Raw genomic sequence first — 23,558 nt, 5'->3', positions numbered from 1 at the left:
AGTATCGACCTCTGAAAACTGCGCTGAAAACTGAAGAGCCGCCGCAGTTCGTCGAACAGGAGCGGCGGCTCGGGGTGCGTGGCAAATTGCGCCACGCTTGTTGCCGATCCTACTTGCCGATGATTTCCTTGAACCAGTTCGGATGATGCTTTCTCGCCCAGCCATAGGTCACGGTCCCGCGCGTCATCGCGCCGATCGAGCCCTTGATCCACAACGCCGCATAAATATGCACGACGATGCCGACGATCAACACGAACGCAGCCGCAGCATGAACCAGCGCCGCGAGGCGGATAATCTCGATCGGAAAATAGAACGAGAAATAGCGCCGCCAGATCACAACGCCGCTCGCCAGCAACAGCAGCAGGCAAATCACCATAGTGAAAAATAGCAGCTTTTGACCGGCGTTGTACTTTCCGATCGCGGGGAGCTTTTCCTCACGATTGTTGAGCACGTCGTCGATCTGCCTCATCCACTGGATGTCGGCTTTGTCCAGATAATTGTGATGCCAGAAGCGCAACGCAAGAATCAGGAACGACAGGAACATCACGCAACCGACAAACGGATGCAAAATCCGCGTCCATTGGCCGCCGCCGAAGATCGCGTACAGCCACGACATCGCCGGATGGAACATGGCGAGGCCGGACAGCGCCAGCAGAACGAACGTGATGGCGGTGATCCAGTGATTCGTCCGTTCATTCGGCGTGTAGCGCTGGATCAGGCTGTTGCCCTTCACGTCTTTCAGCACAACGTGCTCCTGATTGTCAGCGTGCTTCATCGGATGCCTCCCGCGAACGGCGTGCTTCATCAGCTTCGTGCTGTGCTTCGGCTTCTTCCGCCTCCGTCACCTCGTTCGGACCGACACGGGTGTAGTGGAAGAACCCTGCCACTGCAGCAAACGCGATCCCTGCCAGCGCCAGCGGTTTCGCCAGACCTTTCCATAGGTAAACCATCGCGCTGATCTTCGGATTCTGCGGCAAACCGTGATACAGGTTGGCTTTGTCGGCGTGGTGCAGCACATACATCACATGCGTGCCGCCCACGCCGGCAGGATCGTACAAACCGGCGTTCTGGAAACCGCGCTCCTTCAGATCGACAATCCGATCCGCCGCCTGCTGCTTCATGTCCTCCTTGGTGCCGAACATGATCGCGCCGGTCGGGCAGGTCTTCACGCACGCGGGCTCCTGACCGACAGCCACGCGATCCGAACACAGCGTGCACTTGTACGCACGGTTGTCCTTCTTCGAAATGCGCGGCACGTTGAACGGGCAACCGGTGATGCAATAGCCGCAGCCAATGCAGTTTTCCTCGTGAAAATCCACGATACCGTTCGTGTACTGCACGATCGCGCCCGGCGAAGGGCAGGCCTTCAGACAGCCTGGATCCTCGCAGTGCATGCAGCCGTCCTTGCGGATCAGCCACTCGAGATCGCCTTCGGTGTTCTCGTACTCCGAGAACCGCATGACGGTCCACGAATGCTCAGACAGATCGCGCGGGTTGTCATAGATGCCGGTTGTCGTGCCGATCTCGTCGCGCAGATCGTTCCACTCCATGCAGGCCGTCTGACACGCCTTGCAGCCAATGCACTTCGATACGTCGATGAGCTTGGCGACCGTGCCCGTCACCGGCTCACGCACTTGCGGTTCAGGCAAGGTCGTGGCCGAGAGGCGTTTGATATCCAGTGATTGCAGTGCCATCTCTTTTCCTTATGCCTTTTCGACCTTGACGAGGAACGACTTGAATTCCGGTGTTTGCGAATTCCCGTCGCCCACGGAAGGCGTCAGCGTATTGACGAGATAGCCCGGCTTCGCGAGCCCCTTGAAGCCCCAATGCAAGGGCAAGCCGACTGTCTGGACCTTTTTCCCTTCGATCATCAGCGGCTTGATCCGCTTGGTGACGAGCGCCACGGCGATGATGTGCCCGCGATTGGACGACACCTTCACGCGATCCCCCGCGACCACGCCCACCTCCTTCGCCAGATCCTCGCCGATCTCCACAAACTGTTGCGGCTGCACAATCGCGTTCAAACGCGCGTGCTTGGTCCAGTAGTGGAAATGTTCGGTCAGACGATACGTGGTGGCCGTATGCGGGAAGTTCTCATGCGTGCCGAAAGCGGCCCGATCGTCCGGGAACACGCGCGCCGCCGGACTGCTGACGACCGCCTTGTTATCCGGATGCAGCGGGTTGTAGCCGAGCGGTGTTTCGAACGGTTCGTAGTGCTCGGGGAATGGACCTTCCACCAGACCGTCGCGCGAGAAGAAGCGCGCCACGCCCTCCGCATTCATGATGAACGGATTCATGCCGTTTTCAGGCGGCTCGTCCACCTTGAAGTCGGGAATGTCCGCACCGCTCCACGTCTTGCCGTTCCACGTGATCAGCTTGCGCGTGGAGTCGAACGGTTTGCCGCTGACGTCGCACGAAGCACGGTTGTACAGAATCCGCCGGTTCGCAGGCCACGCCCATGCCCAGTTCAACGTATTGCCGATGCCGGTCGGGTCCGAATTGTCGCGGCGGCCCATCTGGTTGCCCGCCTGAGTCCACGAACCGCAGAAGATCCAGCAACCGCTCGCGGTGCTGCCGTCGTCGCGAAGCTGCGCGAAGCCCGCCAACTGCTCGCCCTTCTTGGCGAGCACCTTGGTTTTGTCGGTGGCGTCGGTCACGTCGGCGAGGGCCTTGCCGTTGAACTCCATGGCGATTTCTTCCGGCGTCGGGCTTTCCGGATCGGAGTACGGCCAGCTCATGTTGAGAATCGGATCGGGATAGTTGCCGCCGTTCTCCTTATAAGCCTTACGAATGCGCAGCCACAGCCCCGACATGATCTCGAGGTCGCTCTTCGCCTCGCCCGGCCCGTCGGCGCCCTGCCAGTGCCACTGCAGCACGCGGCTGGAACTGACCAGCGAGCCGCGTTCCTCAGCGAAACAGGTGGTAGGCAGACGGAAAACTTCGGTTTGAATCTTCGACGGATCGACGTCGTTGAACTCGCCGAAGTTCTTCCAGAACTCCGACGTTTCTGTGGCGAGCGGATCCATGATGACGAGCCACTTCAGTTTGGCCAGACTCGCGCCGATCTTCGCCTTGTTCGGCGCCGCGGCAAGCGGGTTGAAGCCCTGCGCGATGTAGCCGGTCATCTTGCCTTGATTCATCAGCTCGAAGACCTGCAGCATGTCGTATGACTTATCGAGCTTCGGCAGATAGTCGTAGCCGAAGTTGTTCTCGGCGGTCGCGTTATCGCCCCACCACGACTTCATGAAGCTGACATGAAACGCGCGGTAGTTGCGCCAGTAGCTCAACTGGTTCGGCCGCAACGGCTGGCTCGCGCGCTTCGTGATGAAGGCGTCGAAGTCCTGCTCGGCTTCCATCGGCAGCGTCATGTAGCCCGGCAACAGGTTCGACATCAAACCCAGGTCGGTCAAACCCTGAATGTTCGAGTGACCGCGCAGCGCGTTCATGCCGCCGCCCGCAATGCCGATGTTGCCCAGCAGCAATTGCACCATCGCGCCGGTGCGGATGATCTGCGCGCCGATCGAATGATGCGTCCAGCCGAGCGCGTACAGGATCGTGCCGGCGCGCCCGGGGACGGCCGTCGATGCCAGCATCTCGCACACCTTGAGGAATTTGTCCTTCGGCGTGCCGCAGGTCCGCTCGACCTGCTCGGGCGTATAGCGCGAGTAGTGCTGCTTCATCAACTGATAGACGCAGCGCGGATGCTGCAGCGTCGGATCGATTTTGGCGTAACCATCGTCGCCGCGCTCGTAGTCCCACGTGCTCTTGTCGTAGCTGCGTTTATCCGCGTCGTAGCCGGAATACAGGCCGTCCGTGAACGAGAAATCCTCGCGCACGATGAACGGCATATCCGTGTAATTCTTGACGTACTCGTGCTGAATCTTGTCGTTGGTGAGCAAATAGTTGATCACCCCGCCCAGGAACACGATGTCCGAGCCGGTCCGAATCTGCGCGTAGTAGTCCGCGACCGAGGCCGTACGCGTAAAGCGCGGATCGACCACGATCAACCTTGCCTTGCGATGCGCCTTCGCTTCCGTGACCCACTTGAAACCGCACGGGTGCGCCTCGGCTGCATTGCCGCCCATCACGAGAATCACATCCGCGTTCTTGATGTCGACCCAATGGTTCGTCATCGCTCCACGGCCAAACGTCGGGGCAAGACCTGCCACCGTCGGGCCGTGTCAAACACGTGCCTGATTATCGAACGCGAGCATGCCAAGACTGCGGACAGTCTTGTGCGTCAAATATCCCACTTCATTGCTACCGGCCGATGCCGCGAGCATGCCGGTGGTCAGCCAGCGGTTGACCTTCTTGCCGTCTTCCGTCGTCTCGACGAAATTGGCATCGCGGTCCTCCTTCATCAGCCTGGCGATACGATCGAGCGCGTCTTCCCAGGAAATCCGCTTCCATTCATTCGATCCAGCCGCGCGGTACTCCGGATACTTCAGACGGCTCGGACTGTGAATGAAATCGATCAGGCTCGCGCCCTTCGGGCACAACGTGCCGCGGTTCACCGGATGGTCGGGATCGCCTTCGATGTGGATGATGCTGGACTTTGCATTCTTGGCGTTGTCGCCAAGTCCATACATCAGGATGCCGCAGCCCACCGAGCAGTACGGGCAGGTGTTGCGGGTTTCAGTTGTGCGCGACAGTTTGTACTGACGAACCTCGGCTAGCGCAGGTGCCGGAGAGAAGCCCATGAGGGCCAAACTTGATCCGGCGAGCGTGGTGGCGGAGACCTTCAGAAACTGTCGCCGGGACATGTGGGTCATGTAATGGCCTCGGCTCTTTTCGGGATACTAATAACGATTATAGAGGCCGATATGAAGTCCTGCAGCGAGACTGGCACGTCATCAACGTCGTTAAATATGAAGCGCCGCAGCCGGTTTCAATGAAACCGGGCACTATTCCTCTTGCAGCAGTTGATTGCGTCCGCAACGACCAAGACCGTGGGCGCCCGCTGTCCTGCGCCGCGCGCGAACAACCGCCATAATGTGGTTATTCGAAGCCTGAAATCCGCGCCGCACATGACCGACACCCGCCCCGCCGCAAACCCTTCGCCCCGCCTGACCAGCCTGTCGCACGGCGGAGGCTGCGGCTGCAAGATCGCCCCCGGCCTGCTTGCCGATCTGCTCAAGCGCAGCGCGCCGCTGCCGTTCTTTCCCGACCTGCTGGTCGGCAACGATACCGCCGACGACGCCGCCGTCTACCGGCTCAACGACGAGCAGGCGATCGTCGCCACCACCGATTTCTTCATGCCGATCGTCGACGACCCGTTCGACTTCGGCCGCATCGCCGCAACCAATGCGCTGTCCGACGTCTACGCCATGGGCGGCAAGCCGATCATGGCGCTGGCGATCGTCGGCATGCCGATCAATGTGCTGCCGCACGACGTGATCGCGGCGGTGCTGAAGGGTGGCGAGTCCGTCTGCGCCGAAGCCGGCATTCCCCTCGCCGGCGGTCACTCGATCGATTCGGTGGAACCTATTTACGGCCTGGTAGCGATCGGTGTGGTCGATCCGCGGCGTGTCAAACGCAACGCCGGTGCGCGGGCAGGCGACGTGCTGATCCTCGGCAAGCCGCTGGGCGTGGGTGTGTTGTCGGCGGCGTTGAAAAAGGACCGGCTCGATTCAAACGGCTATGCCGCGATGATCGCGGCCACGACCAAGCTCAACCGGCCGGGCGCGGCGCTGTCCACGCTCGATGGCGTGCATGCCCTCACGGACATCACCGGTTTCGGCTTGCTGGGCCATACGCTGGAATTAGCCCGCGGGTCGAATCTGACCGCCCGCGTGCGCTATGCGGATCTGCCGTGGCTGCCGGACGTGGTCAGCTTCGCCCAGGCCGGCATTTTTACCGGCGCTTCGGGGCGCAACTGGGACGCTTACGGTCAGGACATTGTTTTGCCTTCCTCATTGCCGTCGACGGCTCGCACCCTGCTCACCGATCCGCAAACCTCGGGCGGCCTGCTGGTGTCGTGCGCGCCAGAAGCCGTCGACGAAGTGCTCGCCCTGTTCCGCGCCGACGGTTTCGACGAGGCGTGCGTAATCGGGGAAATGGTCAGCGGAGAACGGCGAGTCGAGGTGATCTGAGGCACGGACGGACCGACGGACAAAGCGAGGCACGGGCCTGGCAGATGGCTTCGTATTTCGCCTGATGCATGGCCTGGCATATGGCTTGAAGGCGAAACGGAACGGCTCGCCAGCCGGCATTGACGGCGCATGCGATAATTTCGCTTCTCCCGCCGGTCCGTTTCGTCCGTAACCCCTTGAAAAACCTACTTGTCAGCCTAGATCAAGCCGGTGATTTCGATGAAATCATCGACGTGCGCACGCCTCTAGAATTCGCCGAAGACCACATCCCCGGCGCGCTCAACGCGCCTGTGCTGAGCAACGAAGAGCGTGTTCTGGTCGGCACGACTTACAAGCAGGTCTCGCCATTCGAAGGCACCCGGATCGGCGCGGCGCTGGTTGCGCGCAACATCGCGCACCACCTGGAAACCACCTTCGCCGACCGGCCGCGCAACTGGCGGCCGCTGATCTATTGCTGGCGCGGCGGGAAACGTTCGGGTTCGGTCACGACGCTCTTCAATATGATCGGCTGGCAGGCACGTCAGCTAGACGGCGGCTATAAAGGCTACCGGCGCGCAACGCTGGACACCCTTGAGACGTTGCCGAAGAAATTCAATTACATCGCACTAGTGGGCCCGACCGGCAGCGGCAAGACACGCCTGTTGGAAGCGCTGCGCCAGGCGGGTGCGCAAACGCTGGACCTCGAAGCACTGGCCGCCCATCGCGGCTCGCTGCTCGGCGCATGGGCAGGCATTGAGCAGCCGTCGCAAAAGCGCTTCGACACGCTGCTGGTGAGCGCCCTGCGCACGTTCGATCCCAAACGGCCGGTGTTCGTCGAAGCGGAGAGCCGGCGGATCGGTTCGATTGCGCTGCCGCTCGCGCTCCTCGACACGTTTCATCAGGGCGCCTGCGTCGAAGTGTTATCGAGCCACGAAGACCGCGCGGCGTTCCTGCTGCATGACTATGCGCATCTGTTCGACGATCCTGAATCGTTGAAAGCGCAGTTGCAGAAGATGATCGGTTTGCATAGCCGCGAACGTGTTACGGGCTGGCAACACCTCGTCGATGAAAATAGCCGGGCCGAGCTCGCTCGCGAGCTGATCGAGCAGCACTATGATCCAGCGTATGCGCGTAGCAGCCATCAGCATTTCGTGCAGTTGCCGCGGGCGTTGCAAATGAATTTTCGGCCCAACGACGCCGATGTCGTTGAACAGGCAAAAGCCCTGCTTGCCCAACTCGATAACAGCGCGCTCGCTGTCATCTGACTAAAAACTAACGTTTAAGACCATCCAATATGCAATCAACCCTTCGGCAGCCCCGCGTCGCCCTTGGCTGGATCGTGTTCCTGCTGATCGCCGTCGTCGGACTCTTCTATGTGAAGTGGTTTCCGTACTACAACCGCGCGTTCGTCGCCGCGAGTCAGCATTCCATCGGCAAGTCGATCCTGATGGGCACGGCGTCGAGCGCACCGGCGGCCTCGTGGCAGGCGGCCATCGATTACGCGCTGGCCTACGGCAAGGCGATCTGGCAAGCCATGGTGCTCGGCCTTCTGCTGGGCTCGGCGGTACAGGCGCTGATTCCGCCGCAGTGGGTCGCACGCGCGCTCGGCCGGACCGATTTCAGCAGCGTGGTGAAGGGCGGCCTGATGTCGTTGCCGGGCATGATGTGCACGTGCTGCGCGGCGCCGGTCGTGGCCGGCTTGCGCGCCCGTCAGGCCGCACCGGGAGCGGCGATCGCGTTCTGGCTGGGCAATACCGCTTTGAACCCGGCCACGTTGATCTTCATGGGCTTCGTGCTCGGCTGGCAATGGATGGGTTTGCGGCTCGCCCTCGGCCTCGTGATGGTGTTCGGCCTCGGCTATCTGGTGAACCGCATGGTCACGCCGAAGGAAGCCGAAGCGTCGCGCGAAGCCATGGCGCAACTCGTCACCACCGACGATCCGGGCACCGCGTTCACACGCTGGGTGAAAATCCTCGGAACAATGACGCTGCGGCTGATTCCTGAGTACATCGTCCTGGTGCTGATTCTCGGCGCAGCGCGAGCATGGCTGTTCCCGCACATCGGACCCAGCATCGATAACAGCCTGCTGTGGATCGTCGCTTTGGCGATCGCCGGAACGTTGTTCGTGATTCCGACCGCGGGCGAAGTACCGATCATTCAGGCCATGCTCTCCTTCGGCATGGCCGCAGGCCCGGCCGGCGCGTTGCTGATGACGCTGCCGCTGATCAGCGTGCCGTCGATGGCCATGCTTGGGCGCTCGTTCCCCAGGCGCGTGCTGACGGTGGTGGCGCTGGCCGTGGTGGTTTGCGGGGTGGTCAGCGGGTTATTGGCTATTGCATTGGGGTTTTAAAGCATGAAACGTATTGCAGCATTCGCAGCTACTAGCTGGTCAGCCGCGGCCCTTCTTTACTTCGGACAGCATTCGGTAGCGCTGATCGTGGTAAGCGGGGTTGTCGTGCTGGCCGGCTTCGACCTGCTCCGTCCTTGACGGGATCTACGTCGGACGAATCGTCGCCGACTCGAGCGCCATCCTGCGACGCGCGCCGATCAGCGCGGCCAAAGCCGTGCCAATCCCTAACGCGAACAGGCACGCTGTCGGCACCAGCATCGGCGCGACATGGCTGTGTGCCACCTTGCCGACATAAGGCATCAGGTTCTGCCCGGCAAAGCCGCCGAGATTGCCGATCGCGTTGATCGCCGCCACGCTCGCTGCGGCTCTTGCGCCGGAGAAGAACCGCGGGGGCAGCGACCAGAAGCAGGGATAGAGCAACGGGATACACGCCCCGCCGAGACACAGCGCGGCGAAACGCAACGACGCGGTCGGCAAAACGAGGCTCGACGCAAAGCAAACGACGCCGATGCCGGCCACCACGCTCATTGCCTTCAACACGACGCGCTCACGCTTGAGCTTGCCGGGCAGCCACAGCAGAAGCAGTGTCGCGAGCGCCCACGGAATCATGTTCAGCAGACCGTTCAGCGACGACGACACGCCATCGCTTTTCAGCAGCGTCGGCATCCAGTAGGTCACCCCGTACAACGACGTCGACATCAGCATGTATGTCAACGCGAACATGAGAACCTTCGGATCGAGCAAGGCACCCCATGGCCGCGTCGCCTTGGCGTCATCGGACGCTTCCCGCTTGAGCGCGGCGATGACGACGTCCTTCTCCTGCTGCGAAAGGAACGGCGCTTCCTTCACCGAATTCGGCAAGAATTTGAGCGCGACGAACGCAATCAGAATGGCGGGAATGCCGGTGGCGATAAACACCCACTGCCAACCCGCGAAGCCCCATGTGCCGCCCAACGTCAGCAGAAGACCACCGACCAGCGAACCCAGCATGTTGGCAAGCGAACTGCCCAGCGTGAAGAACCCCAGCACTTTCGTGCGATAGCTTTGCGGGAACCACTGCGTGAGGTAGTAGATGACGCCGGGATAAAAACCGGCTTCGGCAACGCCCAGTGCGAAGCGAAATGAATAGAAGACGGGCAGCGAGCGCGCGAACGCCATCAGGACCGTGACCACGCCCCAAGTCATCATGATGCGGGCGAGCCAGGTCCGCGCGCCGAAGCGATGCAGCGCCAGTGTGCTGGGCACCTCGAAGATGAGGTAGCCGATGAAGAACAGCGAGGCGCCCAGCCCGTATGAAGCCTCCGTCATGCCGAGGGCGTGCACCATCTCGAGCTTGGCGAAACCGACGTTCTGGCGGTCGATAAACGAAATCAGAAACATGACGATCAGAAGCGGCATCAGCCGCCACGCCATCTTCTTCATTACCTGCTGCTCAAATCCTGCCTGCGTAGACATGTCCGCTCCGGTTTTCTCGCCGGCCGCCATCGACACTCGCCTCGCGGCATGGCAGCCGCTACGTCGAGGGAAACGGCCAGATTGATGTAGTCATATATATGTTTATATGAACTGGCATCGGACACCATGAGGTGATACCCGAATAGGCGCATGCGGCCCCAGCGGTCCTGGCGGCGCTGCGTTCAAAAAGCGGGGTGAGGTTGAGGCGGATCAGCTCCGCTGTATTCCAGCGGGCCGCCGACTCAGCGGATTTCCACCTGGTACTGAAACGTCGCGGCGGCGCCGCGCGTGCTACGCCATTCGAACGGTGTGCCCGCGAAGTCCGACGCGACACGGTGGACCTGAATGACAGGGCTGCCGACCGCTACATCGAGAAGCGAGGCATCGTCGGATGTGGCTTGTTCTACTCTTAAGATTTCCGTAGCGGACGCCACGATCTGCCGGCAAAGACGCTCATACAACGGATACAGCAAGTCCTCGAAATCGCCGAGCGGCAACGTGGCCAAGGGTTCGAAACGCGCACGCGGCAACCAGATTTCTTCAGACAGAACCGCTTGGCCTTCGATCAGCCGCACACGCGAAAGGTGGATCGCTTTCTCGGAGGCTTTCATCTGCAACGTAGAGCGAATTTCTTCGCCAGGTTTCACGATCTCGCGCTTGAGCACGCGCGCGGTCGGCCGCACCGGCTCGCCGTCGCGCGACTTGAAACGGAAGAAGCGAAACAGCGACGAATCGAAACGGGGCCGGCGAATAAATGTGCCCTTGCCCTGGCTGCGCGTGAGCACGCCGTCGACAACGAGCAGATCAACCGCTTTACGAACCGTGCCAGTGGAGACGTTATAAAACTGCCCCAACTCAGCCTCGGTGGCGATGGGTTCCTCCAGGGCCCACTCACCTGCAGCAATCCGGCCAACCAGGTCGTCACGCAATTGCTGATAACGGGGCAACCGACCATCCGGCTTGGTCACGAAAGAGGTTGCGTCCATAGCATTCATATAGTTGTTCAGAGGAGTAACTACTGTACAACATCCCACAACAGCAACGGGAGCAAGGGTTAATACTCAATGACTTTTGGCGGCTTTGCGACCACCATTCATGTAGTCATATATATGACTACATGATAAGCACGACGGAGACGGCTATGTTCACGTGGTACAAACAAGGCACGCCCCTTGAACGCAACACCTTCTGGGGGTGCTTTGCGGGTTGGGGGCTCGACGCGCTCGATGTGCAGATGTTCACCCTGGCCATCCCCGCGATCATTGCCGCGTACGGCATCGACCACACGCAGGCCGGCGCGATCAGCAGCGTGACGTTGATATCTTCGGCGCTCGGCGGCTGGATCGCAGGCGCGTTGTCGGACCGCATCGGACGCGTTCGGACGTTGCAAATAACGATCCTCTGGTTCGCCGGCTTCACCTTTCTCTGCGCGTTCGCCCAGAACTTCCCGCAACTCCTGGTTCTCAAGGCGCTTCAAGGATTTGGATTCGGCGGCGAGTGGGCGGCAGGTGCGGTACTGATGGCGGAAACCATTCGCACCGAACACCGCGGCAAGGCGATGGGTGCCGTGCAAAGCGCCTGGGCGGTCGGTTGGGGCGCGGCCGTGCTCGTGTATGCCGCGGCGTTCTCCTGGTTACCCTCGGACACCGCATGGCGCGTGATGTTCGCCGTCGGCCTCGTGCCGGCCGGCCTGGTTCTATTCGTGCGGCGCAATCTGAAGGAACCGGCACGCGTGGCGCCGGCAAGCGCTGCTCCCAAGGTCTCGGTGCTCGGGCAGATAACCCAGGTCTTCCAGCCGCGCGTGCTCCGGACCACCGTGATCGGCGCCGTGCTGGGCACCGGCGCTCACGGTGGGTACTACGCGATCATGACATGGCTGCCCACCTTCCTCGCCAAAGAACGGCACCTGTCGGTTCTGAACACCGGTGGCTATCTGGCGGTCGTCATCGTGGCCTTCTGGTGCGGCTGCATGGCGAGTGCTTATCTGCTCGACCGCATTGGCCGCCGGCGCAACGTCGCCCTCTTCGCGTTCTGCTGCATCGTGACGGTTCTCGCTTACGTGATGCTGCCGCTGACCAACACGCAAATGCTCGTGCTGGGCTTCCCACTCGGCTTGTTCGCCGCGGGCATCCCAGCGAGCCTCGGCCCGCTTTTCAACGAACTGTATCCGGCTGACATGCGCGGCACAGGCGTCGGATTCTGCTACAACTTCGGACGGATCGCCTCGGCGGGTTTCCCTGTGCTCGTCGGCTACATGAGTCATTCGATGTCGCTCGGTATGGCAATCGGAATCGACGCGGCCATTGCTTACGGCCTCGCGATGATCGCTGTGTTGCTGCTTCCCGAGACGCGCGGTAAACGTCTGCGTGGCGTGGTGCCTGAATCGGCGCCCGATGCCGTCGACAACGCGCGATTGACCCTGGACCCGCCGCGGGGCTGACCATGAGTGCTCCCGTATCCCTCGCTCAGTCCCACTCCTGCCGCGTGGACACTCACGCGCACGTCTTCGAGAGAGGCTTGCCGCTCACGGATAGCCGGCGTTACGCGCCTGGCTACGACGCCACGCTCGACACCTATTTGCAACTGCTGAACGCGCAAGACATCGGGCGCGCGGTTCTCGTGCAACCGAGCTTTCTCGGGACGGACAATCGCTACCTGCTGCAAGCACTATCGCAAGACACGCATCGCTTAAGGGGCGTAGCGGTAGTTGCGCCCGATGCTTCAGAGGAAGCGCTGGCCGAGCTGCACGGTCGAGGCATAACCGGCATACGGCTCAATCTTATCGAGCAGGCATTGCCGGATCTGGGAGCGAAACCATGGACGCCGTTCCTCGAACGATTGTCGAGGCTAGGTTGGCACATCGAACTACACCGGAATGCGCAGGACCTGGCACCGATGCTCGACCGGTTGCTGGAAGCAGGCGTACCCGTGGTCGTCGACCATTTCGGACGCCCCGATCCTGAGAAAGGAATTCACGATCCCGGCTTCAAGACCTTGCTCGGTTATGGCGGAACCGGCCGCGTGTGGGTCAAGGTCTCGGGCGCCTACCGATGTGCGGTTCCCGGTTCTGGCTTTGTGCATGAGGCGACGAGCCAGCTTGTCGAACACTTCGGTGCTGAGCGGCTGATGTGGGGAAGCGACTGGCCCCATACGCAGTACGAGCAGGTGATGAACTACGGCCAGTCGTTATCGACGCTATTGGAACTCGGCCTGGACGCAGCGGTGGTCGACACGATTCTATGCACGACCCCTGCGTTGTTCTACGGATTCGAACAGCGAACGAATCAGGCTGTGGCGAAATACAGGCAATACGAAGGGGAGAAACTGACAGGACAGCCGCACGATGACGATGTGCGCCGATGTGATGCGAGAACATGACAGTAGACGAAAGCGGAGCCGCTTTCGTCTACGTCACATATGCGTTGGTAGGCTCGATTGGATTCGAACCAACGACCCCCACCATGTCAAGGTGGTGCTCTAACCAACTGAGCTACGAGCCTTTAGAGGCGCGAATTATAGAGACTCCGGACGCGTCGCACAAGCCCTGCAGGGCAAGTATGTTTGCGGACGAGCGTCCGTCGGTTCGTTCGGTAATTCGTACGTGGTTCGTTGTTCAACCCGCTTCAGTTCGTCGACATCCACTCGGTCTGCGCGTCCAGCGGAAAAACCGGCCGCTTCACATGCTCGAACTTGAACAGCCCGTAATCCGAACTCGTCACGCCACGGCTATCGCACTCCACCAGGCCGGCGGCGATCGGCACAAAGACCGGCCGGCAGTACATGCGTGATTTGAGCAACAAGAAACGCGCGCGGCGCGGATCGATGCCGACGCTCTCGAATACGCCGAGGTCCCACGGTTCGTGCGTGCGCTCGGTTATCACGAGCTTGACCGTGCCGGTGTCGAGCACCGCCGCGCGCCCCATGAACGCGCGCTGACCTGTGTAGGTCGGGCCGCTGATCACGTATTCGCCATCGGTCAGCGCACGCACTACACCGGTCACGGCGACCGGCGGCTGCGACGTCACCGCGCTGCTTGCGACCTTGTTGCCGATCGTCACCGTCACCGTGCTGCCGACGCCCGCCGCCATCAGCGCCGCGACGGCCTGCGGATCGCACAACGGCCCGCTCACGACCCCTTCGAGCTTCTGCTTAAGCGCTTCCTCCAGCAGGTCCATCGTGTCGCACGTGCCGCCCGACATGCAGTTGTCGCCGTGATCGAGCAATAGCACGGGTTTGTCCGCGCCCTGCGCGAGCGCTGCGGCCTGTGCGACCGATTCGGCCAGCGGCGCGCTGTGATAAACGAAATCCTCGCGCTCGTTCCAGATCTGTCGCGCGATGCGCTCCGCAATAGCTTCCGCCTGCGCACGCTCGCCGTTCGCCACCACCACGACGCTGATACACGGCGCCTCGATATCAGCGAGCGAGAAGCCGGACAGCACCGACACAGCAAGCATGCCATCGGCCTCTGCCGCGCGCGCGGCGGCTACCGCGCGCTTCATCGCGCCTTCGGCCGTCGCGCTGCGCAGCGTATGCGTGAGCAGCGGCGGCTGGCGCCATGCGATCACTGGCTTCGCCCTGCCGTGGACCAGATCGAACAGCAAACGCGCCGCATGCGCGCCGGTCTCGTACATATCGACGTGCGGATAGGTTTTGAAACTGACGATCACGTCAACGTTGTCGATCATCTTCTGCGTGACGTTGCCATGCAGATCGAGTGCGACAGCAATCGGCGCATCAGGCAGCGCGGCGCGCACGCGTTCGAGCAGATCGCCTTCACCGTCGTTCGCATTCTCGGCGACCATCGCACCGTGCAGGTCGAGCATCACGGCATCGCAGCCCGTTGTGGCCGCAACGATTGCATCGCAGATCGCGTCGTACGCGGCGGCTTCGACGGGTCCGCTCGGATTCGCCGATGCGGAAATGGGCGTCACGATTCCAGCATGCTCGCGCTCGGCTGCATCGATGAACGCGGCCATTGCCGTCTGCATGCCCTTGTTGTCGTTGAGCGCGTCTTCGCCGTAGCTCGGGCCATTGCGGCCGAACGCTGCAAGCGGCGTGGCCACTGGCGAGAACGTGTTGGTCTCGTGGTTCATCCTTGCAATCAGGACTTTCATGCTTCCGTGCCCCCCGCCACTTGCGCGGCGTTCAGCATCGCCTGCAACAGCACGTTGCAGCCGGCTTCCAGATGGTCCGCGCGTGCGTCTTCGATTTCGTTGTGGCTGATGCCGTCCTTGCACGGTACGAAGATCATCGCTGCGGGTGCGACACGTGCGAGATAGACGGCGTCGTGACCAGCGCCGCTGATGACGTCCATCGACGAAAAACCGAGCGTGTCCGCACCTTGCTGAACCGCGGCGACCAGGTCCGCCGCGAACGGTTGGGGCGGAAAATACACCACTTGTTCGACGTCGACCGTGATGCCGGCCCTCTCACCCGCAGTCGAGCAGGCAGCGCGTAGTGCGGCATCCATCTCAGTAAGCGAGGCATCGTCAGCGGCACGCAGATCGACCGTTAAGGTCACGCGGCCTGGGATCACGTTGCGCGAATTCGGATGCACGTCGAGCCAGCCGACCGTGCCGCGTCCGTGCGGCGCGTGATCGAGAGCAATGCGATTCACCGCGTGAATCAGATCCGCTGCGACGAGCAATGCGTCGCGACGCAGTTCCATCGGTGTAGGCCCGGCGTGCGCTTCCATGCCGTGCACAGTCACGTCGTACCAGCGCTGACCTAGCGCACCCTGTACGACGCCGATCGTCGTGTCATGCGCCTCCAGCACCGGCCCTTGTTCGATATGCGCTTCGAAATACGCGCCGACCGCATGAGGCTTCCCGCTTTCGCCTGCGTAACCGATTGATGCAAGTGCGTCGCGCACCGAGATGCCCTCGCGATCGCGTTGTTCGAGTGCATGCTCCAACGTGAACGCACCGGCGAACACGCCTGAACCCATCATCACCGGCACGAAACGCGAGCCCTCCTCATTGGTCCACACCGCGACTTCCAGCGGCGCGAGCGTCCGCACGTTGGCATCGGCCAATGTGCGCAACACTTCAAGACCAGCCAGCACACCGTAATTGCCGTCGAACTTGCCGCCCGTGGGCTGTGTATCGATGTGGCTGCCGGTCATCACCGGTGGCAGGTCGTCACGCAAACCCGCGCGACGCGCGAAGATATTACCGATAGCATCGATCCGCACGCTGCACCCAATCTCTTTCGCCCACGCGATAAAGAGGTCGCGCGCCTTGCGGTCCAGGTCAGTCAACGCGAGCCGGCACACACCGCCCTTATTCGTCGCGCCGATTTGCGCGAGTTGCATGAGACTGTCCCAGAGCCGTGCGCCGTCGACACGCAGATCAGCGAGCGTCGCGACGGTTGTTGATTCATGAACTTGCATCGATGCTTCCTCGTAATGAAGACAGCGTGGGCGTCAGACGACGCCCACGCCCAGATAACGGTCCTTGATCGAATCGTCGGCGGCGAAGGAAGCGTTGTCACCTTCGTAGACGATCACGCCTTGTTCGATGATGTAATGGCGATCCGCGAGTTGTGTGCAGACTTCCAGATTCTGCTCAACCAGCAGAATCGCCACGCCCGCTTCACGGATCAACTTGAGTTGCGCGACGATCTCTTCGACGATCACCGGCGCGAGACCTTCAACCGGTTCGTCGAGCATTAACAATCGCGGATGATTCATCAACGCACGACCGATTGCGAGCATCTGCTGTTCGCCGCCGGAGAGTTGCGCACCACCGTTCGTGCGCCGCTCTTTCAGGCGCGGGAAAATGCGGTAGATGTCGTCGAGTTGCCACGGCGAATCCTTGCGCGCGCCGAGCCGCAGGTTTTCTTCGACGGTCAGCAGACGAAAGACGCCGCGATGTTCGGGCACGAAGCACACGCCGCGCGAAGCGATCTTGTGCGGCGGCATGCCGTTGATGGCAACGCCATTGAATGTCACCGTACCGCGCTGTGGTGCGACGACGCCGGCAATGGCCTTGAGCGTGGTCGACTTACCTGCGCCGTTACGGCCTAACAGCGTGACCGTCTCACCATCATTGATTTGCAGGGACACGCCTTGCAGGATGTGACTCTTGCCGTAGAAGCCGTGAATCTGTTGCACGTCGAGAATCATGCGCGGCCTCCGGTGATCATGTTGCCGAGATAGGCGCTGCGCACGCGCTCGTCGCCGCGAATGTCGTCCGGGCGCCCTTCCACCAGCACGCGCCCTTGCTGCATGACGGTGATCGTGTCGGAGATGTCCATCACGATGCCCATGTTGTGTTCGATCAGCACGACGGTGTAATCGTCGCGCAGGCCGCGGATCAATTGCTTCATGTCGTCGAGGTCGTCGATGCCCATGCCGGAAGTCGGCTCATCCAGAAAGATCGCCTTGGGCCGCGCTGCGAGCGCCATGCCGACTTCAAGCCGTCGCTGCTGACCATGCGATAGCGCGCCCGCAGGCACCTCGCTAAAGCGCTGCAACGCGAGGCGTTCAAGCACACTGTCGACGGTGTCCGCGTGGGTGAGTGCACCGTGCGGCGGCGTCCATGCGTTCAACGCACGCACCGCGTCGACACCTTGCGCGGCGAGCCGCAGATTTTCGCGCACACTCAGATTGGCGAACAGACTCGTCACCTGAAACGAACGCGCGACGCCGCGACGCACGCGTTTATGGTCGGGTTCATGCGTCACGTCATGACCGTCGAAGATGATCTTCCCGTCGGTGATAGGCAACGTGCCCGTCAACACGTGAAACAGCGTCGTCTTGCCTGCGCCGTTCGGACCGATCACCGAGTGCACGGTACGTGGCAAGACGCGCAGATTGACTTCGGAGAGCGCCGTGAATTTGCCATACCGCTTCACCACGCCGCTCGCTTGCAGAATCGCTTCGCTCATACGCGCTCCCTGGTTGCGTGGTTGCCTGCGCTGTTGCCTGTATCGTTGTCAGCGTCTGTGGATGAGTTACGCCGCAGTGCCTGCCAGATTCGTTCGCCCAAACCCCATATCCCACGCTGCATGAAAAGGCTAACGGCGATCAGCACGATACCGAGCAGCAACAGCCAGCGCGGCCATAGCGTGGACAACCAGTCGGCGAACAGCACATAGAACGCCGCGCCCAGCACCGATGCGAACAGATTGCCCGTGCCACCGATCACTGTCATCACGAGAATCATCTCGCTCGTGTGGTAATCGATGTTGGACAGCGGCGCGATGCCGGTCATCAACGCGTGCAACGCTCCAGCGAGGCCCGTCACCGCGCCGGAGATCACGAACGCCATGAGCTTGAAGCGCTTGACGTCATAGCCAACCGCGGCTGCGCGTGCCTCGTTGTCGCGAATCGCCAGCAACGTGCGGCCGAACACCGAGTGCGAGACACGCATCAGCAACCAGAACACCACGAGGAACAGCACGGCGACGAAAGCGTAGTACTGCCACGGCGAAGTCAACGGCACGAGTACTTTGCCGAACAATCCCAGGGCCGGGCGTGGGATGTCGAGCAGACCGTTGTCACCTCCGGTCAGATCGGGCGTGGTGTAGGCGAGGAAGTAGAACAGTTGCCCGAACGCGAGCGTCAACATCACGAAGTACGTACCGCGTTGGCGAATCGAAAACCAGCCGACCAGCGCAGCGGCAGCCGCGCCAATCACGATTGCGGCAAGCAGCGCCACGGGTATCGGCATGCCCGTTTTGGTAAGAACGAGGCCCGCGCAATAACTGCCGAGTCCGAAGAAGATGCCCTGCCCGAAGGAGAGCAAACCCGTATGGCCGAGCAGCAGATTGCAACCGAGTGCGGCGAGCGCGAACACCAGTACTTCCGTGGCTAACGATCCGGAACGCAGCGTCAGCGGCAATACACACACGACCAGCAACGCAAGCAACAGGAAGCGATAGCGGTGCAATGCGTGCTTCAAGCTGCGTTGAGCCGGCCGGGAAGAAGTGTCATGAACACCAGGTTTCGAGGTATCGATCATGCCGCTCTCCCGAGCAAGCCGTTCGGCCGTAGCAGCAGCACTGCGGCCATCGCAACATAGATCATCAGGCGTGCACCTTCCGGCCACAACGTACTCATCACGCTCTGCACGATGCCGACCAGCAACCCGCCAACCAGCGCGCCCAGAAAGTTGCCCATTCCACCGACTACCACCACCACGAACGCGACGCTGAGCGCCTCGATGCCCATGAACGGATCGACACCGCGAATCGGCGCGGCGAGTACACCGGCCAAAGCGGCAGTGGCGGCGCCCAGCGCGAACACCAGGCTGAAAACGCGCATCACGTTGATGCCAAGCAGCGACACCATCTCCGTCGATTCACTGCCGGCGCGCACCGCGCTACCGAGCCGTGTACCCTCCAGCACCCACCACAACAGCGCAGCCAGCACAGCCGTGAAGCCAATCACAAACAGGCGGTATTTCGGGTACACGAAACTGCCCCAGATCACGACGCCGTTCAACATGTCGGGAACCGGCACGTTGTCGCCGAGCGGCCCCCAGATCAGGATCGCGCATTCCTGCACGACGAGGGCGAGACCGACCGTCACGAGAATATGAAACTCATGCTGTTGCGCGTAGACGTGCCGCAGAATCAGCTTCTCGACGATCCACGCAAGCGCGCCGACGACGATCGGCACGACGACGAGCGCGGTCCAGAAATTCATCGACCACTGCATCGCCTGATAGCAAAAGTACGCGCCGAGCAGATAGAACGCGCCGTGCGCGAAATTCACGAAACGCAGCAGGCCGAACACGATCGACAACCCAACCGCGAGCAGGAAATACAACATTCCCACTCCGATACCGTTGACGATCTGCAGGAGATAAACGTTCATGGCGTCCGTCTAAAGGGTGTAGCGATGGAGTGCCGCTAATGAGCGTGCCGCGTTGCTTGCGGCACTGATGCATCAGGCCATCTTGCAGCCGGTCTTGTCGAGCGGGAGGAACGACTGGCCGGAGCTCACGATATCCGCGTAGTCGTCGGCGTTTTTCATCTTGTTCTTTGCCTTGCCCTTCAACAGATAGTAGTTCTTCAGTACCTGATGGTCGCCCTTGCGGACCTCCTCCGGACCGGTCAAACCGTCGTATTTCATCCCCTCGAGCGTTGCGACCACCTTCTTCGGATCGACTGTGCCCGCTTTCACGATGCCATCGAGCAAGATCTTTGTGCAGATGTAAGAACCCGCGAGGCTGTAGTTGGGATTGGCCTTGAATGCAGCATTGCTGCGCTTGACGAGATCGCGATTGAGCGGCGAGTCGATGTCGTGCCAATACTGTGCGCCGAAATAGACGCCTTCGCACAGGTCCGCACCGAGCGATTCGAACTGCTCCAGCCCGGAAGCCCACGCGAGCAGAATCGTGCAATTGTTCTTCATGCCGAAGCTCACGGCCTGGTGCAACGTGTCGGACGATTGCGAACCGAAGTTGAGAATCAGCAGGACGTCGGGCTTCGCGGCGACTGCATTCGTCAGATAGCCGCTGAATTCCTTCTCGTTGAGCGAGTGGTAGCTATTGCCCACGTGCTCAATGCCCTTCTCCTTGAAGATCGCCTTGGCTGCCGATAGCAAACCGTCGCCGAATACGTATTGCGGTGTGATGGTGTACCAGCGTTTTGCTTTTGGCATCATCTGGATCAACGGGCGCACGGTCTGGTCGATCGCACCGTAGGTCGGCACGGACCAGCGGAAAGTCGCGTCGTTGCAGTCTTTTCCAGTGATTTCGTCCGCGCCCGCCGTGGTGATAAAGATGCCGTCGGCCTTCTGCACTTCCTTGCCCATCGCCAAAGCTTCGGAGGACAAAATACCGCCGGCGAAGAAACGTGCATTCTTCTGCTGCGCGATTTCCTGCACGCGGCGCACTGCCGTCGCGGGCTTGCCTTCCGTATCGAGCACCGTGTACGCGAGCGGTTGACCGAGTACCTTGCCGTACTGCTCGATAGCGAGCTTCATGCCGAGGTCGGCATACTTGCCGTTCGCCGCGAACGGGCCCGACATCGGCACCGGACAGGCGAATTGCAAGGTCCCGGCCTGCGCGAACGCGCTACGCGCGACCAGCGAGCCCAACGTCCCCGGAACGGCCGACAACGCGGCCAGCTTCAACATATTTCGGCGATTCAAAATGACGCTCCTTAAGAAAGAGACACGCACTGACCGACTGCGAAACTGAAAGACTGCGCGAACGACGACGAAAGCCTGCTGGTCGCCGAGAAGTTTTCCACCACACCGGCTTTGTTCTATTTATCATGATAAATAGGTTGGACTCGATCGTAGGTACAATAAATTCGAGTGTCAATAAGGCAAAATTCCTGGCGGCAGCGACACGGCTTTCCGTGCCATGACGGGCCCGGCGGCCCGTCGAAAGCGTGCAGGACAAAACTGGGAGTAACGAAGATGACCATCGACCGCGCCAAGGCTGGCGCCGCGATTGAGATCAAGCAGCAAAAGCGTGGCGATCTGGTCGCCGAAGAGATCAAGCGGCTCATCACAGAGAAAGACCTGAAACCGGGTGACCGCCTGCCGCGTGAGGTGGAATTGCAGCAGCTCTTTTCGGTGAGCAAGAGCACGATTCGCGAGGCGCTGAAGTCGCTCGAGGTGCAGGGTCTCATCAAGGTGACCACGGGCCCTAGCGGCGGCGGCATGGTGGTTGAAGTGCCGCTCGATCGCACACTACAGCTCTTGCAGAACTACCTGTTCTTCAAGGATGTATCGATCGACGACATTTACACCGTGCGTAAATTGCTGGAGCCGGAGCTGGCGGCGGGTGCGGTGCCGCATCTGACGGAGCAGGACTTCGAGGCGCTCGAAGCAAGCATTGCGTGCTGCGACCGGCCGGCTTCGTCGCATGGCGGACAGGACATCGTTCGGCAACGTCAGGAAGACGTCAATTTTCACGACATCCTCGCGGCGGCGAATCCCAATCCATTCCTGCGGTTCAGTTGCGAGTTGATCAACGAAATGATCCGGCAATTGATCGAGTTTCGTAACGACACGCCGCAGGTCGAACATGAACGTTTTGGTCTCGCCAACGTGAAGATTCACAAAGCGATCACGAAAGCGGCGCGTGAACGTGACGTGGAAAAGGTGCGCGAGCTGATGGTGGTCCACATGACCGAAGCGCCACGTTATGTGAAACGGATGAAGGGTAAGTTGCGTGGCCGGCTGATTCTCGATTCGGAGATTCGCCGACGTGTGAGGGCGCGTAGTGTGGCGCCGGCTGATGAGCCGGATCAGGAGTGAAGCCGATTTGACAGGTGCCGCGGGCTGGATGGCGCGGCGCTTGCAGCGGAATGTGGGTTGCTTGCCTAGGTCTGAAGTGTACTAACAGTGTGTCCACGGTCGACCAAACCGCCGGGCACAACGACCAGGCAGGGCCTGGTGTATCCGGTCGCCATGATGCGGGACCGGGTGTTCAAGAGACTGTTCGATTCGACACTGCGACAAAACGAGGGGAATCGAAACACCCGTGCAATCGAGATGAAAGTTCGGGTGTACCGGTCAATCTATGCCGATTGGCTTAGGACCGCCATCCCACCGCTTTCGACGGCCAAATTGGGGCGTGTTAGCCGCGTAATAAGGGCTCAACCTTTTACCGCCCGCGCCGTTATTGCATCTGCACAGGCATAACACTGGACCGTCATGGCACAACCTATTCCGTTTTCCCGCAAAACTGGCGCTGCACGTGCTCGGCATGACAAAGCCATGCTGCTGCCAATCGCACGGCAGGTCGCCGACGACCTTGCCCTGCGCGTGCATCTGGCGCTCGACGCCTTGCGCCGCGGTGCCGGCAGCACGAGCGATGCGCAAACGCTCACGCAGGTCATGCTGTTGACGGGTTTTCTGGCTGAATCCGGTTTTGGCTCGACGACGGGCGAACAGATCGGTGCGGCGGAGAGAGCGGTGTCGGCGGCTTTCGATGCCGGCCGTGAGACCGGCGAGTGGAGATTGGACAGCGCAGGGTTCGCGCTTTTCGCCGAAATCGCATCGAACTACGATCGGCAACTGCACAGCGCACCCCTTTGGGCGATCACCGACGCCAGTGAACGACTTGACCGCTTCACCGCAGGCTTGTCGTATCAGACGCCGGTGCGGAAGAGGGCTTAAACGGATGGGATGACGCAGGACGGCGGGGGAACTAGCGTCGGCGATTTTGCGGCGTTACTGATAGGAGTCACGCCGGTAGAACAGGAGCCGCACCGGACAGGGTCTCACGGTGGCGATGTTTTCAGATGGCTGGTTTTTGCCGCGTAAACGCAGAAACCCCACCTTTGCGGGGTGGGGTTTCTGGTCTTGCAGGGGAGCCTGACGATTACCTACTTTCACACGGGAATCCGCACTATCATCGGCGTGGAGTCGTTTCACGGTCCTGTTCGGGATGGGAAGGGGTGGGACCGACTCGCTATGGTCATCAGGCATGACTTGTTGTCGTGCTGGGTGGGTTTGAAACCCGGGGCCAACACAACCAATCTGGAAGAAGTAGCTGAGAGGATGCCTCTCGGTATTACATTGGGCTGTGCTTGTACTGCACAACACTGATCTCAACCTGTGTGTTGCCCCCTGTGGGGGTTGTTTCGGCTAGGCGCTAAAGCGCAACCCGAAACGAAACACACCTGTTATAGGATCAAGCCTTACGGGCAATTAGTATCAGTTAGCTTAACGCATTACTGCGCTTCCACACCTGACCTATCAACGTCCTGGT

At 60.9% G+C, this 23,558-nt stretch carries 20 protein-coding genes, 1 tRNA gene and 2 rRNA genes; 8 read left to right on the top strand and 15 right to left on the bottom strand.

Going from position 1 to position 23,558, the window contains the following annotated elements; translation table 11 throughout:
* Window positions 1-109: 109 nt before the first annotated feature.
* Genes P3T25_RS06005 through fdnG form a run of 3 tightly spaced genes read right to left on the bottom strand, consistent with a single transcriptional unit; the run spans window position 110 to window position 4,772 of the window.
* The gene (locus P3T25_RS06005) at window positions 110-775 is read right to left on the bottom strand and encodes a formate dehydrogenase subunit gamma (RefSeq protein WP_408516514.1); all 666 of its coding nucleotides are present in this window, start codon (window positions 773-775) and stop codon (window positions 110-112) included.
* Window positions 762-1,694: a formate dehydrogenase subunit beta gene (gene fdxH / locus P3T25_RS06000; RefSeq protein ID WP_097394619.1), complete on the bottom strand. Its 933-nt coding sequence runs from the start codon at window positions 1,692-1,694 to the stop codon at window positions 762-764. The genes P3T25_RS06005 and fdxH overlap by 14 nt, the downstream gene beginning before the upstream one ends.
* Before the next feature lie 9 nt (window positions 1,695-1,703).
* Window positions 1,704-4,772 (bottom strand): formate dehydrogenase-N subunit alpha, encoded by a 3,069-nt coding sequence (gene fdnG / locus P3T25_RS05995; protein ID WP_408516513.1) that lies wholly within the window; start codon window positions 4,770-4,772, stop codon window positions 1,704-1,706.
* 255 nt (window positions 4,773-5,027) lie between these two features.
* Here fdnG and selD point away from each other — a divergent pair, with 255 nt between their 5' ends.
* The 4 genes from selD to P3T25_RS05975 all read left to right on the top strand — a co-directional run bounded on the left by selD (window position 5,028) and on the right by P3T25_RS05975 (window position 8,559).
* Entirely contained in the window at window positions 5,028-6,092 is a 1,065-nt protein-coding gene (gene selD, locus P3T25_RS05990) for a selenide, water dikinase SelD (RefSeq protein WP_408516512.1), read from the top strand.
* 176 nt (window positions 6,093-6,268) lie between these two features.
* Window positions 6,269-7,336 (top strand): tRNA 2-selenouridine(34) synthase MnmH, encoded by a 1,068-nt coding sequence (gene mnmH / locus P3T25_RS05985; RefSeq protein WP_408516511.1) that lies wholly within the window; start codon window positions 6,269-6,271, stop codon window positions 7,334-7,336.
* 29 nt (window positions 7,337-7,365) lie between these two features.
* Window positions 7,366-8,421 (top strand): permease, encoded by a 1,056-nt coding sequence (locus P3T25_RS05980; RefSeq protein ID WP_408516510.1) that lies wholly within the window; start codon window positions 7,366-7,368, stop codon window positions 8,419-8,421.
* Between the two features lie 3 nt (window positions 8,422-8,424).
* Window positions 8,425-8,559 carry a hypothetical protein gene (locus P3T25_RS05975; RefSeq protein WP_266212432.1) on the top strand — a complete coding sequence of 45 codons (135 nt, stop codon included), beginning with the start codon at window positions 8,425-8,427 and terminating at the stop codon, window positions 8,557-8,559.
* A 6-nt stretch (window positions 8,560-8,565) separates the two neighbouring features.
* Here the strand turns inward: P3T25_RS05975 and P3T25_RS05970 are convergent, their stop codons facing one another.
* Together P3T25_RS05970 and P3T25_RS05965 are read right to left on the bottom strand one after the other, a co-directional pair.
* Entirely contained in the window at window positions 8,566-9,876 is a 1,311-nt protein-coding gene (locus tag P3T25_RS05970; protein ID WP_408516509.1) for an MFS transporter, read from the bottom strand.
* Window positions 9,877-10,118: 242 nt separating this feature from the next.
* Complete coding sequence (locus P3T25_RS05965) at window positions 10,119-10,862, bottom strand: GntR family transcriptional regulator (protein ID WP_429357704.1); 744 nt, start codon at window positions 10,860-10,862, stop codon at window positions 10,119-10,121.
* Window positions 10,863-11,017: 155 nt separating this feature from the next.
* Here P3T25_RS05965 and P3T25_RS05960 point away from each other — a divergent pair, with 155 nt between their 5' ends.
* Window positions 11,018-12,316 carry an MFS transporter gene (locus P3T25_RS05960; RefSeq protein WP_211702429.1) on the top strand — a complete coding sequence of 433 codons (1,299 nt, stop codon included), beginning with the start codon at window positions 11,018-11,020 and terminating at the stop codon, window positions 12,314-12,316.
* 2 nt (window positions 12,317-12,318) lie between these two features.
* Window positions 12,319-13,254 (top strand): amidohydrolase family protein, encoded by a 936-nt coding sequence (locus P3T25_RS05955; protein ID WP_429357703.1) that lies wholly within the window; start codon window positions 12,319-12,321, stop codon window positions 13,252-13,254.
* A 45-nt stretch (window positions 13,255-13,299) separates the two neighbouring features.
* Here P3T25_RS05955 and P3T25_RS05950 read toward each other — a convergent pair.
* From P3T25_RS05950 to P3T25_RS05915, 8 genes are all read right to left on the bottom strand, one after another.
* A tRNA-Val gene (locus tag P3T25_RS05950) sits at window positions 13,300-13,376 on the bottom strand.
* 123 nt (window positions 13,377-13,499) lie between these two features.
* Window positions 13,500-14,990, bottom strand: coding sequence for a M81 family metallopeptidase (locus tag P3T25_RS05945; protein WP_171925525.1), 1,491 nt, complete (start codon window positions 14,988-14,990; stop codon window positions 13,500-13,502).
* Window positions 14,987-16,267 (bottom strand): Zn-dependent hydrolase, encoded by a 1,281-nt coding sequence (locus tag P3T25_RS05940; RefSeq protein WP_154558186.1) that lies wholly within the window; start codon window positions 16,265-16,267, stop codon window positions 14,987-14,989. Before P3T25_RS05940 ends, P3T25_RS05945 begins: the two co-directional genes overlap by 4 nt.
* A 33-nt stretch (window positions 16,268-16,300) precedes the next feature.
* Window positions 16,301-17,002 (bottom strand): ABC transporter ATP-binding protein, encoded by a 702-nt coding sequence (locus P3T25_RS05935; RefSeq protein ID WP_154558185.1) that lies wholly within the window; start codon window positions 17,000-17,002, stop codon window positions 16,301-16,303.
* Entirely contained in the window at window positions 16,999-17,766 is a 768-nt protein-coding gene (locus P3T25_RS05930; protein ID WP_154558184.1) for an ABC transporter ATP-binding protein, read from the bottom strand. Before P3T25_RS05930 ends, P3T25_RS05935 begins: the two co-directional genes overlap by 4 nt.
* Window positions 17,763-18,842, bottom strand: a complete 1,080-nt coding sequence (locus P3T25_RS05925; RefSeq protein ID WP_154558183.1) for a branched-chain amino acid ABC transporter permease — start codon at window positions 18,840-18,842, stop codon at window positions 17,763-17,765. Before P3T25_RS05925 ends, P3T25_RS05930 begins: the two co-directional genes overlap by 4 nt.
* Window positions 18,839-19,699 (bottom strand): branched-chain amino acid ABC transporter permease, encoded by an 861-nt coding sequence (locus P3T25_RS05920; protein WP_054036982.1) that lies wholly within the window; start codon window positions 19,697-19,699, stop codon window positions 18,839-18,841. Before P3T25_RS05920 ends, P3T25_RS05925 begins: the two co-directional genes overlap by 4 nt.
* Window positions 19,700-19,771: 72 nt before the next feature.
* On the bottom strand, window positions 19,772-20,980 hold the full coding sequence (locus P3T25_RS05915; protein WP_429357702.1) for an ABC transporter substrate-binding protein: 1,209 nt from the start codon (window positions 20,978-20,980) through the stop codon (window positions 19,772-19,774).
* 273 nt (window positions 20,981-21,253) lie between these two features.
* Between P3T25_RS05915 and P3T25_RS05910 the strand changes: the two genes are divergently transcribed.
* Both P3T25_RS05910 and P3T25_RS05905 read left to right on the top strand, forming a co-directional pair.
* A complete protein-coding gene (locus P3T25_RS05910) occupies window positions 21,254-22,099 on the top strand; it encodes a FadR/GntR family transcriptional regulator (protein WP_171925519.1) in 846 nt (281 codons plus the stop codon).
* Window positions 22,100-22,498: 399 nt separating this feature from the next.
* Window positions 22,499-22,963, top strand: a complete 465-nt coding sequence (locus P3T25_RS05905; RefSeq protein WP_171925518.1) for a hypothetical protein — start codon at window positions 22,499-22,501, stop codon at window positions 22,961-22,963.
* 196 nt (window positions 22,964-23,159) lie between these two features.
* Here P3T25_RS05905 and rrf read toward each other — a convergent pair.
* Both rrf and P3T25_RS05895 read right to left on the bottom strand, forming a co-directional pair.
* Window positions 23,160-23,272 (bottom strand): 5S ribosomal RNA (gene rrf / locus P3T25_RS05900).
* A gap of 204 nt (window positions 23,273-23,476) precedes the next feature.
* Window positions 23,477-23,558 (bottom strand): 23S ribosomal RNA (locus P3T25_RS05895); the annotation flags it as partial.

The organism is Paraburkholderia sp. GAS32 (assembly GCF_050434225.1).
Lineage (GTDB): Bacteria > Pseudomonadota > Gammaproteobacteria > Burkholderiales > Burkholderiaceae > Paraburkholderia > Paraburkholderia madseniana.
Note: the sequence above shows the minus strand (reverse complement) of the source record. Positions and strands in the feature narration are given on the sequence as shown.